Genomic DNA, 15,433 nt, shown 5'->3' on the forward strand with positions numbered 1-15,433 from the left:
TCGATCTCAGCCCGGCACCAGCCGCGCCGAGATGCGCTTCGCCGGCGCCGCCTCCAGCGCCGCGCGCATCGTGCCCGCATCGGTCCAGCGCGTGCCCGGCGCGAAGCGGCGGGCAGTCCAGCTCAGGGCGACCTCCGGCAGGGCGAAGGGCCAGGGATCCACGGTCATCACGCCCTCGGCCTCCTCCAGGCGCAGCGGTACTTCGCCGCCCCCGGCCAGCGGGGCCATGCCGGACCAGCCGAGCGTCGCGATGCCGCCGCAGGCGGCCAGGCTGAGCGCGTCGGTCACCGCGACCAGCGCGGCGGCGGTCTCCATCTCCGCCTCGGTCGCGCCGACCAGCGCGAGAAGCTTCGTGCGCAGGGCGGACTGCTCGCGCTGATAGGTCTCGGCCGCCGCGGCATCCTCGGCGTCCAGCCGGTGGCGGTCCTGATAGGCGGAATAGATGCGCGTGCCGTGGCGGCTGACCAGCAGCCCGACCCAGGGGCCCCAGCTCGCCACCGCGCGCGTCACCCCCTCGGCCCACATCGGCGCATGGACCCGGGCGCCGACCTGGCGAAAGCTGTGCGGGCGGCCGGTGGTGGGGTCGAGCGTCGGCGCCGTCTCCCACCCCATCCAGGCGACGTCGTGCTGGGCGGCGGCGGTCGCCACCTCCTCGAAGGGATGCGCCTTCGCGAAACCCGCGGCGCCCCAGGCGCGCAGCATCTGGCCGGAGACGAGCGCATGCATCGGCTGGCTCACCGCCAGCCAGGATCCGTCGGGCAGGTCCCTGAACAGCATCGCTTGGCCCTCACTCGCCTGGTGCAGAACCGGCGGAACATGGCGCCGCAGGCGGCGGCGCGCCATCCCTTGCCTTGCCAGACCGGGCGCATGGGGTCATATCGCGCCCCTTAGCCTCAACCGGGGGGTCAATTGATGCGTGTGGCGGTCCTGCGCGAACGACGCGCGGCAGAAACGCGGGTGGCCGCGACGCCGGAGACGGTGAAGAAGTTGCAGGGGCTGGGCTGCACGGTCGCAGTCGAATCTGGTGCCGGCCTCCATGCGGGCTTCCCCGATGCCGCCTACAAGGAAGCGGGTGCTGAGATCGCCGCCGATCCGGCCGCCGCGCTGGCGGGAGCCGGGATCGTGCTGGCGGTGCGCGCGCCCGAGCCCGCCGAGCTGGCCCTGATCCCCCGCGGCGCGCTGCTGATCGGCACGCTGCAGGCCGATGCCGAGGCCGCGAAGGCCTACGCGGCGGCCGGGGTGGATGCCTGCTCCATGGAGCTGCTGCCCCGCATCACCCGCGCGCAATCCATGGACGTGCTGTCCTCCCAGGCGAACCTGGCGGGCTATCGCGCGGTGATCGAGGCGGCGGCTGCGTTCGACCGCGGCTTCCCGATGCTGATGACCGCAGCCGGCACCATCCCTGCCGCCAACGTCTTCATCATGGGCGCCGGCGTGGCCGGGCTGCAGGCGATCGCCACCGCGCGGCGCCTCGGTGGCCGCGTCTCCGCCACCGACGTCCGGCCCGCGGCGAAGGAGGAGATCAAGTCGCTCGGCGCCAGCTTCGTCGGCTACGAGGACGAGGAGAGCAAGGCCGCGCAGACCGCCGGCGGCTACGCCAAGCAGCTCTCGGCCGAGTTCTACGCCAAGCAGGCCGAGGTGGTCGCGACCCACATCGCCAAGCAGGATATCGTGGTGACCACCGCGCTGGTGCAGGGCCGCAAGGCGCCGACGCTGGTGACGGAGGCGATGGTCGCCTCGATGAAGCCGGGCAGCGTGATCGTGGACATCGCCTCCGATGCCGGCGGCAATGTCGCATTGACGAAGCCGGGCGAGCTGGTCACCACCGGGAACGGCGTGAAGATCCTCGGCTGGTCGAACTGGCCGGGCCGCATCCCCGCCGCGTCCTCCGCCCTCTATGCGCGCAACCTGCTGACCTTCCTCACCACCTTCTGGGACAAGGACGGGAAGAAGCCCGTCCTGCCGGAGGGCGATGACATCGTGAAGGGCGTCGCGCTGACCCGCGCGGGCGCCGTGGTCCACCCCTCCTTCGCCGCCGCCTGAGGAGCACGCCCGCATGACTCCCCAACAGATCGCCAACGAGGCGGCGGCGCTGTCCGACCGCGCGGCGCTGCTCGCCGAGCAGGCGCGCGCACTCGCCGAACAGGCCGCGCCGGTCGCAGCGGCGGCCGAGCCCTTCCTGTTCCTTCTCACCATTTTCCTGATGGCCTGCTTCGTCGGCTACTACGTGGTCTGGAACGTGACGCCGGCGCTGCATTCGCCGCTGATGGGCGTGACCAACGCGATCTCCTCCGTCATCGTGGTCGGCGCCATCCTCGCCACCGGCCTCGCCGACAGCCTCGCCGCGAAGTTCTTCGGCTTCCTCGCCGTGACGCTCGCCTCGGTGAACATCTTCGGCGGCTTCATGGTGACGCGACGCATGCTCGCCATGTTCAAGAAGAAGGGGAGCTGAGCCGATGGCCGCCACGCTCTCGACGCTGGCCTACCTGGTCGCGTCCGTCCTCTTCATCCTGGCGTTGCGCGGGCTCTCGCATCCCGAGACCAGCCGCCAGGGCAACCTCTACGGCATGATCGGCATGGGCATCGCGATCGCCGCGACGCTGCTGCGGCCGGGCATGGGCGCGGGCGGGATCGGGCTGGTGATCGTCGGTCTCGCGATCGGTGGCAGCATCGGCACCGTCGTCGCCCGGCGCATCCAGATGACGGCGCTGCCGCAGCTGGTCGCGGCCTTCCACAGCCTGGTCGGCATGGCGGCGGTGTTCGTCGCCGCCGCAGCCTTCTACTCGCCGGAAAGCTTCGGCATCGGCGTGGCGGGCAACATCAAGGCGGCCTCGCTGATCGAGATGTCGCTCGGCCTGGCGATCGGCGCCATCACCTTCTCCGGCTCGGTCATCGCCTTCCTGAAGCTCGATGGCCGCATGTCCGGCGCGCCCATCATCTTCAAGGGCCAGCACATGCTGAACGCGGCGCTCGGCGCGCTGCTGCTGGTGCTGGTGATCGCCTTCGTCGCCACCGGAAGTTCGTTCCTGTTCTGGCTGATCGCGATCCTGTCCTTCGCGCTGGGCTTCCTGCTGATCATCCCGATCGGCGGCGCCGACATGCCGGTGGTCGTCTCGATGCTGAACAGCTACTCGGGCTGGGCGGCGGCGGGCATCGGCTTCACCATCGGCAACCTGCTGCTGATCGTGACCGGCGCGCTGGTCGGTGCCTCGGGTGCCATCCTCTCCTACATCATGTGCAAGGGGATGAACCGCTCGATCATCAACGTCCTGCTCGGCGGGTTCGGTGGCGATGGCGGCACGGCCGGTGCCGGTGCCGCGCAGGGCGACCGCCCGCCGGTGAAGGCGGGCTCGCCGGAAGACGCCGCCTACATGATGAAGAACGCGCAGAAGATCATCGTGGTGCCGGGCTACGGCATGGCGGTGGCGCAGGCGCAGCAGGTGGTGCGCGAGATGGCGGATCTCCTGAAGAAGGAAGGCGTGGAGGTCTCCTACGCCATCCATCCGGTGGCGGGCCGCATGCCGGGCCACATGAACGTGCTGCTGGCCGAGGCCAACGTCCCCTACGATGACGTCCACGAGCTCGAGGACATCAACCCCGAATTCGCCGATGCCGACATCGCCTATGTGATCGGCGCCAACGACGTGACCAATCCGGCGGCGAAGACCGACAAGACCAGCGCGATCTACGGCATGCCGATTCTGGACGTGGAGCGCGCCAAGACGGTGTTCTTCGTCAAGCGCGGCATGAGCTCCGGCTATGCCGGCGTGGACAACGAGCTGTTCTTCCGCCCGAACACCATGATGCTGTTCGGCGATGCGAAGAAGGTCACGCAGGAGATCGTGCAGGCGCTGCAGAAGTAGCGGCGCCAGCCGCTTCCCGGCGCGGCGGCGTCATGCCGCCGCTTCCGCGAAATACGCCTTGCGCAGCCGGTCGGCATGCTTCCGGCTCAGTGTCTTCGCAGCGGCGGAATTGCCGTGCGCGTGGAAGACGCTGCCGGGATCGCCGTCGTGGTGCGCATCGCCAAGTCCGGTCGTGTGGATCAGCTCGTGCAGCAGCGTCGAGCCGGAGGCGACGAAGTTCCGCGCATTGATCAGGATGTAGGGCAGCCACTTCAGCCCGCTGTTGGCGTCCTCGTGCTCGGGGCTGACGGTGCAGCCATTGATGCCGTCGCCCGAGGGGAAGTTGCAGACGATTACCGGAATGCCCTTCCCGTTCGGCCAGAGCTGGTGGCACTTCTGCCGCATGCTCCCGGGGTCGCCGGCCTTGTAGAAGCAGTCGCCCGCATAGGCGATCTCGTCGGCGAGGACCGGGCCCGTGCCGTAGCGGTGCCCGAGCTGCATGCCGTACGGCGCCAGCAACTCGTTGGCGCGGCGGGCGTAGTGCTCGACCACGTTGCGCCAGTCCGCGTCCTTGGTGACGAAGCAGGCGATGCGCAGGATCGTGTTGGCCATGATGGTCCCCTCCGGGCTTCGGTCTGGAGGGATCCTGCGCCGGGTGGGTTTCGCAGGGATGTCGCCAAGCTTCACGGCGCGGCAACAAGGCTTCGCGCTGGCTTTTCGCGTGTTCCATCCGTTTCGGCCGGCGCCGGGCGTACCCCTCCGCCGGCCCCGATGCGGGTTCAGCCGAACACCATGTCCCCCGGTTGCAGCGCGGTGACGCCCTGCAGCACTGCCAGCACCTCGCCCCGGTAGGCGACGCTCAATCCGCCCGCAGCCGCCTGGGTGGTGACCAGGGCCGGGTCCATGTCGGACAGCGCGAGGCGGTCCACGCCCGGCGCGAAGTCGCGCATCACGTCGCCGCCCTCCCCAGGCTGCCAGAAGAAGGTGTCGCGGCCGCCGCCGCCGGTCAGTTCGTCCGCATCTTCGGCGCCGCGCAGCGTGTCGGCCCCGCCGCCGCCGATGAGGGTATCGTTGCCGGTGCCGCCATGGGCGACCAGCAGCACCTGCGCCTGCACCTCGATGCGGTCGTTGCCTTCATTGCCGCTGGCATGGATCCGGCTGAGCCTGCCGTCGTAATCCGCGTTCCACCGCCCGCCCCAAGCAAAGGGCTGCCAGAGCGACGACGTCGCCGGCGTGGTCACCAGCAGCGTGTCGTCGCCACCCCGCAGCGCAATGCCGGTCGGCATCTGGCGCGAGGCGCTGTCGGCATGCGCGAGCCAGGTGACGTCGTCGGCGCCGTTGCCGGTGATCATCACCCCGGTCGCCGCGCCGATCACCTTCACCTCGAGGCCCATCGGCGCGTCGTCGAGCGCGAGATGCGCCTCCTCGAAATTTGCGAAGAGCAGGCGGCTCGCGGTGCCCGGCACCCAGGACAGCGCCGAATCCAGCCACACGCCGCCAACCGCGCCCCACTCCGCACGGTTCCAACTGGCCGCGTAGCGCTCCCCATCGAGCGAGCGCACCCCGGTATCCACCTGGTCCGGGGCCGCGGACCAGGTCGCGCCCTCGCGGTACTGCAGCGGCGGCGCTTCGCCCGGATGAAGCTCGTCCGGAGTCCAGATCCGCGCCCAGTCCACATGCAGCGAGACCAGCCCCGGCGTGGAGGCATCCGGCGCGCCGCCGAACCATTCGTCTCCCGAAGCGGCGACGAAGCTCATGAAGCCGAGCGCCATCGGCTCGTCCGGGACGCCTTTCGTGGTGCTCCAGCGCTCGACGCCGTCGATGTAGAAGGTGATCCGCCCCGGCAGCCAGTCCACCGCATAGGTGTGCCACTCACTGGCGTCGGAGAAGACCTGGTGCCCTTGTGCGTCCGCGAAGCCCTCGCTGTGGACGGTCATGGAGGTGATGGTGCGCCCCGGGTCGGGCGATTCCATCAGGTCGATCTCCGGCGGGTATTCCCCGTCGGTCGGCCAGAGCAGGATCGCCGCGCTGGTGCCCTTTCCTTCGTCGAGCCGGGCGCGCACCTCCCAGCGCCCGTAGAGTTGGCCGTTCCAGCCCATGTTCACCCCGCCCGCGGTCCAGCCGGAGGGCGAGGCGATGCTGCTGACCGTCAGCTCACCATCCCAGACGATGACATTCTCCGCCCGCCACTCGAACGCGTTGTTCCAGTAGCGGCTGCCGTTGAACAGGATCGGCCAGGCGGCGCGGTCCAGATACGCGCCATCGAAACCATCGGAGAAGGTCAGCTGCCAGCCGCTGGGATCGAGCGGCGTGGGGTTCTCGTTCGTGAAGGTACCCAAGGCCTCGTGTCCGTTGCGTGTTGACGCAACGCAAGCGAAGCAACGGTCCTGCGGTTCGCGAACCTTCCGCCTCCGGACATGTTGCGGCGCCCGGAACGCTGGCTCACGCCGCCGCGGCCTCGGTGTTGCGGATCGCGGCCTGCAGCAGGCCGACCAGCTGTTCCGCCGCCTCTGGACTGTCGAGCTGCTCCGGGTGCACCTCCGGCGCCTCGGCGAAGGCCATGGACCAGTCGGCGAAGGCGCGGGACTCGGGTGCGCTCACCTCGATCACGGCGACATGGTCGTGCCGCGGGTCGCACTGGATGGTCTCGAAGATCTGCTCGACGGCGTCGGGCGGGCCTTCCAGCACCTGGGCGAAGCGCCGGTTGCTGTAGAGCAGCGCGCCGGTCACGCCCACGCGCGAATTGTTCCGGCGCGCGGCGGCCAGGATGTCCTCCAGCATCGTCCGCCCACCCGGCAGCGCATCGGAGACGACGTGACTGACATAGACCACCCGGCGCAGCGGGTTGCTGGAAGCGCTCATGCCATGCTCTCCACTTTCTCCGTCTCCGCCTGCCTGGTGCTGGCCAGCAGCCCGGCGAGCTCGGATGCCGGGATCGGCCGGCTGATCAGGAAGCCCTGCGCATCGGTGCAGCCACTGGCGCGCAGCGCGGTCAGCTGGCTCGCCGTCTCCACGCCCTCGGCCGTGGTGCGCAGCCCGAGCGCGCTGCCGAGCCCCGCCACCGCGCGCACGATCGCCGCGCTGTCGGGCCGGTTCTCGATCTCCAGCACGAAGCTGCGGTCGATCTTCACGCGGTCGAGCGGGAAGTCGCGCAGCTGCGTGAGCGAGGAATAGCCGGTGCCGAAATCGTCGAGCGAGACCCGCACGCCGAGCGCCCGCACCGCGCGACAGTTGTCGAGCGCGGTGGCGGTGTCGTGCAGCAACGCGGTTTCCGTGACCTCCAGCTCCAGCCGGCGCGGCGCCAGGCCGCCGGCGTCCAGCGCCGCCCGCACCTGGTCGGCCAGGTCGCGTCGGGCGAGCTGCGCGGCCGAGACGTTGACCGAGACCGAGATGTTCTCATCCGGCCAGGCGGCGGCCTCCCGGCAGGCGGTGCGCAGCACCCACTCGCCGATCGGCACCATCAGCCCGATCTCCTCGGCGAGGGGGATGAACTCGCCCGGCGCGACCAGCCCGCGCGCCGGATGGCGCCAGCGCAGCAGCGCCTCGAAGCCGGCGACCCGGCCGCTCGAGATGTCCACATGCGGCTGGTAGTGCAGCTCGAACTGGCCGAGCGCGATCGCCGCGCGCAGCTCGCTTTCCATCTGCCGGCGGGCATCGGCGCGGTCGCGCAGCGCCGGCACGAAGCGGCGCATGCCGCCGCGCCCCTCGGCCTTGGCCTGGTAGAGCGCCAGGTCGGCGCAGCGCAGCAGCCCGGTGGAATCATGCGCATCGTCGGGGAAGACGGCGATGCCGATGCTGCACCCCGCGACCACCGTGTGGCCGTCGAGCAGGAAGGGCCGCGCCATCAGCTCGACCAGCCGCGCGGCAAGGCCGGTGGCCTCGGTCTCGGTGGCCATGTGCGGCAGCAGGATGGCGAACTCATCGCCGCCGATCCGCCCGGCGAGGTCGCCGCCGCGGATGCAGGCGCGCATCCGCCGCCCGGCTGCGCGCAGCAGCGCATCGCCCACCGGATGGCCGAGCGTATCGTTCACCGACTTGAAGCGGTCGAGGTCGATGGCGAGCAGGGCGAAGGGGCGCGGAACCCCGACCCCATCGGCGATGCGCCGCGTCAGCGCCTCGATGAAGGTGTCGCGGGTCAGCAGGCCGGTGAGGGTGTCGGTGCTGCGGGCGAGCAGCTCCGCATCGTCGGGCGGGGCGGCGGGGCGCCGCAGCGGCGTCAAGGATTGATTCATGCTGTGCTCCTCCCGTGATTTTTCGCAGAGGAGGACGAACAGCAGGTAAACGCCGCCGGGATCTTCGGCGAAGTCCCGCCGGGGGGCATCATCCGGGCAGGCGGGCACGCCAAGGCGCGCCTCAGCCGTGGCGGCCGAAGCGTCCAGGGGCCCGGTGGTTCCGGTTCTGTCGTGAAGCCGAGCGGTTCCCGGTCCGGGAACGCCCGCTCAGATGCCCGGCATCCTGTGCCCGGCCGCGGCCCTCACGGCGAGCGGCCTGCCCGAATGGCCGGGAGAGGGCTCAGAAGCCCTCACGCTCCAGGCGCTTGCGCTCCACCTTGCGGGCGCGGCGCACGGCCTCGGCGGCCTCGCGGGCACGGCGCTCGGACGGCTTCTCGTAGTGGCGGCGGAGCTTCATTTCACGGAACACGCCCTCACGCTGGAGCTTCTTCTTCAGCGCCTTCAGGGCCTGGTCGATGTTGTTGTCGCGGACGACGACCTGCACGCGGCTCAACCTCCTTGGTTGGGTTAACGGATCACGGGAACGCACAAAAGTCGGGGCAAGCTCCGGGATGCCCCGGCGCCCCCCGACGCAAGAGGCGGATGCACTAGCATGATCGCCCCTGCGAAAGGAAGGCCTCGCGGAGCGCCCGAGACGCATTAACTTAAGCCACGCAGCGCCGGACCCCACCAATGGCCCTCCTGAAGATCGCCCGCATGGGCCACCCCGTCCTGATCCGCCCGGCCGAGCCGGTCACGGACCCGACCGCGCCGGAAATCCGCCGGCTGGTCGCCGACATGGCCGAGACCATGGAGGACGCGCAGGGCATCGGCCTGGCCGCGCCGCAGGTGCATGTGCCGCTGCGCCTGTTCGTCTGGCGCGGCGGCGCCGGCAACGTCATCGCGCTCATCAATCCGCAGGTCGAGCCGGTCGGCGAGGAGACCGAGACCGCCTGGGAGGGGTGCCTGTCCATCCCCGGCCTTCGCGGCTCCGTCACCCGTCCGGCGCGGATCCGCTTCCGCGGCGTGGACATCGCCGGCAAGCCCATGGAAGGCGAGGCGGCGGGGCTGACCGCGCGGGTGATCCAGCACGAGAACGACCACCTCGACGGCGTGCTCTACCCCATGCGGATGACCGATTTCGCGCTGTTCGGCTTCACCGAGGAACTCGCGCGCGCCGCCGCCGCCGCCCGCGCGCCGCAGGAGGACGCACCATGATCGAGCGCAGCGAGGAACGCGATTCGGCGATCCGGGCGGCGCTGCCGCATGTGCCGGCGCGCGGCTGGACGCGGGCGGCGCTGGAGGCGGGGCTCAGGGATCTCGGCCGTGACCCGCTGGAGGTGGAGTGGCTGTTCCCCCGCGGCCCGGCCGAGGCGGTCGAGGCCTGGTGCGACCTCGCCGACCGCGAGATGGAGGCGCAGGCGCGCGCCGAGGGCCTGCTCGACTTGCGCATCCCCGCCCGCATCCGCCGCGTCATCACCATCCGCCTGGAGCAGGGCGAGCCGCACAAGGAGGCGATCCGCCGGGCGCTGGCGCTGCAATCGCTGCCCTGGAACCTCGCCTCGGCGCTGCGGACCGTGGCGCGGACGGCCGATGCGATGTGGGCGGCGGCAGGCGACACCTCGGCCGATTTCTCCTGGTACACCAGGCGGGCGACGCTGGCCGGGGTGTATGGTGCGACGCTTGCGTTCTGGATGCAGGATGACGAGCCGGGCTTCCCCGCCACCCGGGCGTTCCTGGAGCGGCGGCTCGCCGATCTGGCCCGGCTGCAGCGACCGCGCCGCGCGCAGCGCGCGGCGTGAGCCCGGTGCGCAACGTGTGGCGTGATCGAGCGTTGCGGGGCTGCGAAGACTCTCGCCGCGACTCGCGGCCTGGGCTACGCATCGCGGACTCAGGGACGTCGTGCGGCCGGGGGGCCGCGGGGGTGCCATCCGGCGCCTCGGGCGGCGTCCCACAGGGGAGACCATAGCCCATGCGCCAGGGAATTCGCAGCATGACCAGCTTCCGCCGCCTGCTGCTCGGCGGCCTTGCCGCCGTGATTGCGGGGCCTGCCATCGCGCAGTCCTGCGTGCAGAGCAGCGAACGCACCGCGTTCGAGGTGCGGGCGCTGCAGAGCCAGCTCATGGTCGCCGCGCTCGCCTGCGGCCGGGACGGCGAATACAACGCCTTCGTCCGCAAGTTCCAGGGCGACCTCGCCGCGTCCTACCGGGGCATCCAGGGACATTTCCGCCGGACCGCAGGCGGCAGCCACCAGCGCGCGCTGGACGGGTTCATCACCCAGCTCGCCAACGACCACTCCCAGGACGGCATCCGCGCCGGCTCGCACTACTGCCCGCTGGTCACGCCCCTGTTCGGCCTCGCCTTGGCGCAGCGCGACGTGCAGGGCCTCGCGGAACTGGCCGTGGAGCGCAACGTGCTGAACCCGCTCGCCGCGCCGACCTGCCCGGCCAGCGCGCCCGCCCGCGCCACCCGCCCGGCCGCGCGCACCCGCTCGGCCGCCGCGACCCGCTGAGGAGCAGCGCCGCGGACCGATGAAGCGCTTCTGGGACAAGGCCGAGGCCGCCGAGACCGAAGGGCGCTTCACCGTGCTGCTCGACGGCAGGCCGGTGCGGCTGCCCGGCGGCACGCCGCTCGGCATCCCCGGTCGCGCGCTGGCCGAGGCGATCGGCGCCGAGTGGAACGCCGCCGGAGGCGCCAAGGACGGCAACTTCGCGCCGGATGACGTGCCGCTGACCCGTCTGGTCGGCACCGCGGAGGAGCGCATCGCGCCCGACCCGGCGCCGACCGTCGCCGCGCTGGCGCGGTACGGCGAGACCGACCTGCTCTGCTACCGTGCCGAGGAGCCGCGCCTGGCGGAGCGCCAGGCGGCGGCCTGGGACCCGCTGCTCGCCTGGGCAGCGTTGACGCTGGATGCGCCGCTGCGGACCACCGCCGGGGTGATGCCGGTGGCGCAGGATCCGCAGGCGGTGGCCGCGCTGAGGCGGGCGGTGGCGGCGCTGCCGCCGGTGGAGATCGCCGCACTCGGGATCCTGGTGCCCTCGCTCGGCTCGCTGGTGCTGGCGCTGGCGCTGGCCGCGGGCCGGCTGGACGCGGTGGAGGCACATGCGCTGGCCACGCTCGACGAGCGCTTCCAGGAGGAGTTCTGGGGCCTGGATTCCGAGGCCGAGGCGCGCCGCGCCGGCATCGCCGCCGAGGTGGAGCTGGCTGCCCGGCTGATCGCCCTGGCGCGCGCCTGATGGCCGCCCGCCTGCTCCGCATCGAGGGGCGCGTGCAGGGGGTGGGCTATCGCGACTGGATGATCCGCGAGGCCAACCGGCTCGGCCTGCATGGCTGGGTGCGCAACCGGCCGGATGGCAGCGTGCAGGCGCTGGTGGATGGCGACGAGGGCGCGGTGCGCACGCTGCTCACCGCCTGCCGACGCGGCCCGGCGCTGGCGCGCGTGGACCGCATCGAGGAGCGGCTGGCCGCCGATCCGCCCGCCGAACCCGGTTTTCATCGCCGCGGGAATGGCTGACGCCGCTTTCCGCTTGTTTCGTCAACCATCCTGCCCTATCTAGCCGGGGTCAGCGGGCGCTTGCCCGCCGCATCCGGCCGCGTGAGCGGACCTTCCCCGAGAAGCGGGGCGATCGGTCTGGAGCCGGGTGCATGTGTTGAAGGCTTGTGGCGCATCCGCCGGCAGGCCGGCCCCGACACCTCAGGAGCGGCCCCACCACGCGGGCCGCACCGCACCCACCGCCCGCGTACGGCAAGGCCGGCGTGGCGGCATGAGCGGATTCGAATTGTCTCCCATGTCTTCCTTTACTGATCTCGGCCTCGATGGCCGCCTCCTCCAGGCGCTTGCCGAGGAGGGTTACACCACCCCCACCCCGATCCAGCGCGACGCCATTCCTTCCGCGCTTGCCGGCCGCGACCTCCTCGGCATCGCCCAGACCGGCACCGGCAAGACTGCCGCCTTCGGCCTGCCGCTGCTGCATCGCCTGGCGAATGCCGGCGGCCGCCCGCCGCGCGGTGGCTGCCGCGCGCTGATCCTCTCGCCGACGCGCGAGCTCGCCAGCCAGATCGCCGACAGCCTGAAGGCCTATGGCCGCCACCTCGGCCTTTCGGTCGCCGTGGTGTTCGGCGGCGTCGGCTACGGCCCGCAGCGCAGCGCGCTCGCCCGCGGCCTCGACATCCTGGTCGCCACGCCGGGCCGCCTGCAGGACCATCTCGACCAGGGTTCGGCGCGGCTCGACCGTATCGAGACGCTGGTGCTGGATGAGGCCGACCAGATGCTCGACAAGGGCTTCTGGCCCGCCATCCGCCGCATGCTGCCGCGGCTGCCGGCGCAGCGGCAGACCATGTTCTTCTCCGCCACCATGCCCGCCGAGGTGGCGCGCCTGGCCGGCGAGATCCTGAAGGATCCGCTGCGGGTCGAGGTCACGCCCGTCGCCAGCACCGTGGACAAGGTCGAGCAGAAGCTGATCTTCGTCGAGGCCTCCGGCAAGCGCCGCGTGCTGGCGGAGCTGCTGCGCGGCGAGGGGGTCGGCCGTGCGCTGGTCTTCGCGCGCACCAAGCACGGCGCCGACAAGGTGGTGAAGAACCTGGCCGCCGACGGCATCCAGGCCAATGCCATCCACGGCAACAAGGGCCAGTCCCAGCGCGAGCGCGCGCTGGCCGAGTTCCGCACCGGCCGCGCGCCGGTGCTGGTCGCCACCGACATCGCCGCCCGCGGCATCGACGTGGACGGCGTCACGCATGTGATCCAGCACGACATGCCCGACACCGCCGAGGCCTATGTCCACCGTATCGGCCGCACCGCGCGCGCGGGTGCTTCCGGCATCGCCATCGCGCTCTGCGCGCCGGACGAGCGGGAGAAGCTGCAGGGCGTCGAGAAGCTGATCCGCCAGGAGATCCCGAGCGAGGATCGGCGCGACGACGTCTCGATCAACATGCGCCGGATGGCCGGTCGTCCCGATGCGGTGAAGCCCGCTGGCGGCCGCGGTCGTCCGCAGCAGCAGCGCCGCCCGCAGCAGGGCCAGGGCCAGCGCCGCGATGGCCATCGCGGTTCGCAGCCGCAGGGCTCGGCGCCGCGTGGTGGCGGTGGTGGCGCGCCGCGTGGCGTGGCTTCTTCCGCGCCGCGCGGCGTGAATTCTTCCGCACCGCGTGGCGGCGACGCCCCGGTGCGGCGTCCCGCCGCCGCTGCGCAGCCGGAGCGGAAGGACCGGAACTGGCGTGACGCCGATTTCCGCGACGGCGCCGCCGCCCCGGCCTTCCTCCGCCGGAGCTGACGACCCTCATCCCGCCTCTGCTCCCTGTCCCGACAATGTGCGGGGCAGGGTCTGGGCGGCGGCCCGACCAACGCTCCTACCGGCCCGACCGATGCGCGAAACCGTCCTGATGAAGGGTGAACTCGACACCCTGGTCATTGTCACCACCGCCACCGGCACCGAGGTGCTGGATGGCGAGGACGAGGTGATCGAGTCCTACCCTGAGGACCGGCACGAACAGGTGTTGGCGAAATATCTGGCGCAGGGTTGGGAGGTGGAGGAGGACGGGCCGTAGTCAGGGCGAGGCAGCGGCCCTTGCCGCACCGGATGGACAGGTCTCGCCGACGGCCCCTGACGCCCGCGCGATGGCGACGAGTGGCAAGGGCACCGGGCCTGGTTGGCCACAAGGTGCAGGCCGCTGTCGACACGAAGCCCCACCTGATCGTGGCGCACGCGGTAATGAACATCGGCAAAGGCCGTCCCCAGCTATCGCGGATACACGGCCGCGGAAACCATCGACGGGGAGTGTCGGGAATTCTGTGTGCGTCCGGTCGGTTGAACGACACGGTCAGGCCATGGCGCGAGTGAAGCGCTTTGGTCAGCGCGGTCACCGATGCCGTGCTGGACGAGATCGCCACCTGGCAGGCCCGCCCGCTGGAACCGGTCTACCCGCTGGTCTCGTGCGCGTTGGCGCAAAAACGCGGCATCCGCCGGCGCTGAGCGTGCTGAGGCCGCGCCGTCCAGCAGAAGGCTGCGTAGCGCCTGGCGGCCTGCTCCTTGCGAATCAGATCACGTGCACATTCGCTCTTCGTGCCGTAGCCGTGCACTCCGACAGTCTCGATCCGGCGGACACCCACCACGCCAGATCAAACGTCCGTCGGGTAAGGTCGGAACGTCTACAACTGTTCCGATGCCTGTCGTCGCCTGCGCAGAAGCCGTCCGCGAAAAGACGGGCCGCCGGGGTTGATCCGGCGGCACCGCCCGGCTAAACACGCGCCTCGTCGCTGGCTAGCCGGCGACGATGCTTGACCCGGGTCCCCTTCGTCTAGAGGCCTAGGACACCGCCCTCTCACGGCGGCAACAGGGGTTCGAATCCCCTAGGGGACGCCAACTTTTGCACCTGTGCGCTTGATTTCAGCCGAGTTTGAAGCGCCACTTCCCTTTCTACCCCCATCCCTACCCCCACGCTCTGCTTGCGTGGCGGCGTCAGCCTGAGAGAAGGCGCTACCCCGCAGGGCTACTGCGCGATGCGCGCGGCGCGGAGGTGATGCTGCGCTGAGCCGCCGCGCGCTCTAGCTGTTTGGTCCCAGGCTTTGATGGTGCAGTCTTCTCCCCGGCATGGAGGGATGCGCTATGGGCCAGGTTCTTCACGGCTGCGCCCGGACGACAGAGGCGGTCCGTCGCGCGATCCAGCATAGTCAAGAGAGCCTGAGGGCCCTGGCCCGCCGCCATGGCGTGAACCCAAAGACCATCGCCAAGTGGCGGGCACGAGGAGATGTCTCCGACGGGACTGTCAGGAATTTCGTGTGGGACCGCGATGATCAGGTGGCGGTGAAGCGATCCTCGAAGAGGATGGCGAACTGCGCTTTGGCGGCGGTCCATTCCCGTGCAGGCATCCTCCACTCCTTGGCGGCGAGGTTCAAGACCAGGAACAGCAGCTTGAGGACGGCCTCGTCGGTCGGGAAGTGGCCGCGTGCCCGGACGGCGCGTCGCAGCTTGGCGTTGAGGGCCTCGATGGAATTCGTGGTGTAGATGATCCGGCGCACGTCGGCGGGAAAGGCATAGACACGGGATCACCTCCGTCCAGTGCCGCCGCCAGGACTGCGCGATGACCGGGTATTTGCGGCCCCAGGGCCCTTCGTCGAAGGCGTCCAGCGCCGCCTGGCCCAGCTCGGCAGTGCGGGCGCGGTAGACCTCCTTCAGCGCCGCGGCCACGGCCTTGCGGTCCTTGTAGGAGACGAAGTCGAGCGAGTTGCGGATGAGGTGGACGACGCAGGCCTGGACCTGGGTCTTCGGGAAGACGGCGGCGATCGCCTCGGGTGTATTAGCCAGGACTTGATCTGACAGACGGCGCTGGCTGTTCGAGCCGTTGGGCGTGTCTGTTGTGGTCAGTGGCGCATGATCTTCTCCCTGG

The 15,433-nt window shown here is 70.9% G+C and carries 17 protein-coding genes, 1 tRNA gene and 2 pseudogenes; 13 read left to right on the forward strand and 7 right to left on the reverse strand.

Features of this window, described 5'->3' with window-relative positions:
- Positions 1-6 precede the first annotated feature (6 nt).
- Entirely contained in the window at positions 7-777 is a 771-nt protein-coding gene (locus ACESM1_RS19825; protein ID WP_372622938.1) for a DUF3891 family protein, read from the reverse strand.
- A 135-nt stretch (positions 778-912) separates the two neighbouring features.
- On the opposite strand from ACESM1_RS19825, the gene ACESM1_RS19830 reads away from it, so the two are divergent.
- From ACESM1_RS19830 to ACESM1_RS19840, 3 genes are read left to right on the forward strand one after another with little or no spacing between them, the layout of a single operon-like run.
- Positions 913-2,043: a Re/Si-specific NAD(P)(+) transhydrogenase subunit alpha gene (locus ACESM1_RS19830; RefSeq protein ID WP_372622939.1), complete on the forward strand. Its 1,131-nt coding sequence runs from the start codon at positions 913-915 to the stop codon at positions 2,041-2,043.
- Positions 2,044-2,056: 13 nt separating this feature from the next.
- The gene (locus ACESM1_RS19835) at positions 2,057-2,452 is read left to right on the forward strand and encodes an NAD(P) transhydrogenase subunit alpha (RefSeq protein ID WP_372622940.1); all 396 of its coding nucleotides are present in this window, start codon (positions 2,057-2,059) and stop codon (positions 2,450-2,452) included.
- Positions 2,453-2,456: 4 nt separating this feature from the next.
- Positions 2,457-3,863: an NAD(P)(+) transhydrogenase (Re/Si-specific) subunit beta gene (locus ACESM1_RS19840; protein ID WP_372622941.1), complete on the forward strand. Its 1,407-nt coding sequence runs from the start codon at positions 2,457-2,459 to the stop codon at positions 3,861-3,863.
- Positions 3,864-3,893: 30 nt separating this feature from the next.
- Here the strand turns inward: ACESM1_RS19840 and ACESM1_RS19845 are convergent, their stop codons facing one another.
- The 5 genes from ACESM1_RS19845 to rpsU form a co-directional block, all read right to left on the reverse strand.
- The gene (locus ACESM1_RS19845) at positions 3,894-4,454 is read right to left on the reverse strand and encodes a hypothetical protein (RefSeq protein ID WP_372622942.1); all 561 of its coding nucleotides are present in this window, start codon (positions 4,452-4,454) and stop codon (positions 3,894-3,896) included.
- 167 nt (positions 4,455-4,621) lie between these two features.
- A complete protein-coding gene (locus ACESM1_RS19850; RefSeq protein WP_372622943.1) occupies positions 4,622-6,181 on the reverse strand; it encodes a family 16 glycosylhydrolase in 1,560 nt (519 codons plus the stop codon).
- A gap of 103 nt (positions 6,182-6,284) precedes the next feature.
- Positions 6,285-6,704, reverse strand: a complete 420-nt coding sequence (locus tag ACESM1_RS19855) for a BLUF domain-containing protein (protein WP_372622944.1) — start codon at positions 6,702-6,704, stop codon at positions 6,285-6,287.
- Positions 6,701-8,074, reverse strand: a complete 1,374-nt coding sequence (locus tag ACESM1_RS19860; RefSeq protein WP_372622945.1) for a putative bifunctional diguanylate cyclase/phosphodiesterase — start codon at positions 8,072-8,074, stop codon at positions 6,701-6,703. The genes ACESM1_RS19855 and ACESM1_RS19860 overlap by 4 nt, the downstream gene beginning before the upstream one ends.
- A 280-nt stretch (positions 8,075-8,354) precedes the next feature.
- On the reverse strand, positions 8,355-8,558 hold the full coding sequence (rpsU, locus tag ACESM1_RS19865) for a 30S ribosomal protein S21 (protein ID WP_007006360.1): 204 nt from the start codon (positions 8,556-8,558) through the stop codon (positions 8,355-8,357).
- Positions 8,559-8,746: 188 nt separating this feature from the next.
- Here rpsU and def point away from each other — a divergent pair, with 188 nt between their 5' ends.
- The 10 genes and pseudogenes from def to ACESM1_RS19915 all read left to right on the forward strand — a co-directional run bounded on the left by def (position 8,747) and on the right by ACESM1_RS19915 (position 14,409).
- Positions 8,747-9,271, forward strand: a complete 525-nt coding sequence (gene def, locus ACESM1_RS19870) for a peptide deformylase (RefSeq protein ID WP_372622946.1) — start codon at positions 8,747-8,749, stop codon at positions 9,269-9,271.
- Positions 9,268-9,855, forward strand: a complete 588-nt coding sequence (locus ACESM1_RS19875; protein WP_372622947.1) for a COQ9 family protein — start codon at positions 9,268-9,270, stop codon at positions 9,853-9,855. The genes def and ACESM1_RS19875 overlap by 4 nt, the downstream gene beginning before the upstream one ends.
- A gap of 170 nt (positions 9,856-10,025) precedes the next feature.
- Entirely contained in the window at positions 10,026-10,565 is a 540-nt protein-coding gene (locus ACESM1_RS19880) for a hypothetical protein (RefSeq protein WP_372622948.1), read from the forward strand.
- 19 nt (positions 10,566-10,584) lie between these two features.
- Positions 10,585-11,289, forward strand: coding sequence for an ATP12 family chaperone protein (locus tag ACESM1_RS19885; protein WP_372622949.1), 705 nt, complete (start codon positions 10,585-10,587; stop codon positions 11,287-11,289).
- Positions 11,289-11,567, forward strand: a complete 279-nt coding sequence (locus ACESM1_RS19890; protein ID WP_372622950.1) for an acylphosphatase — start codon at positions 11,289-11,291, stop codon at positions 11,565-11,567. Before ACESM1_RS19885 ends, ACESM1_RS19890 begins: the two co-directional genes overlap by 1 nt.
- A gap of 274 nt (positions 11,568-11,841) precedes the next feature.
- Positions 11,842-13,320 carry a DEAD/DEAH box helicase gene (locus ACESM1_RS19895; protein ID WP_372622951.1) on the forward strand — a complete coding sequence of 493 codons (1,479 nt, stop codon included), beginning with the start codon at positions 11,842-11,844 and terminating at the stop codon, positions 13,318-13,320.
- A 91-nt stretch (positions 13,321-13,411) separates the two neighbouring features.
- Positions 13,412-13,594: a hypothetical protein gene (locus ACESM1_RS19900; protein WP_372622952.1), complete on the forward strand. Its 183-nt coding sequence runs from the start codon at positions 13,412-13,414 to the stop codon at positions 13,592-13,594.
- A gap of 7 nt (positions 13,595-13,601) precedes the next feature.
- A pseudogene (locus ACESM1_RS19905) lies at positions 13,602-13,791 on the forward strand (IS5/IS1182 family transposase); the annotation flags it as partial.
- A gap of 102 nt (positions 13,792-13,893) precedes the next feature.
- Entirely contained in the window at positions 13,894-14,019 is a 126-nt protein-coding gene (locus tag ACESM1_RS19910; RefSeq protein WP_372622957.1) for a hypothetical protein, read from the forward strand.
- Between the two features lie 314 nt (positions 14,020-14,333).
- A tRNA-Glu gene (locus ACESM1_RS19915) sits at positions 14,334-14,409 on the forward strand.
- A gap of 431 nt (positions 14,410-14,840) precedes the next feature.
- Here ACESM1_RS19915 and ACESM1_RS19925 read toward each other — a convergent pair.
- Positions 14,841-15,351: pseudogene (locus tag ACESM1_RS19925) on the reverse strand (transposase); the annotation flags it as partial.
- Positions 15,352-15,433 lie beyond the last annotated feature (82 nt).

Origin of the sequence: Falsiroseomonas sp. (genome assembly GCF_041690465.1) — a bacterium.
Classification (GTDB): Bacteria; Pseudomonadota; Alphaproteobacteria; order Acetobacterales; family Acetobacteraceae; genus Falsiroseomonas.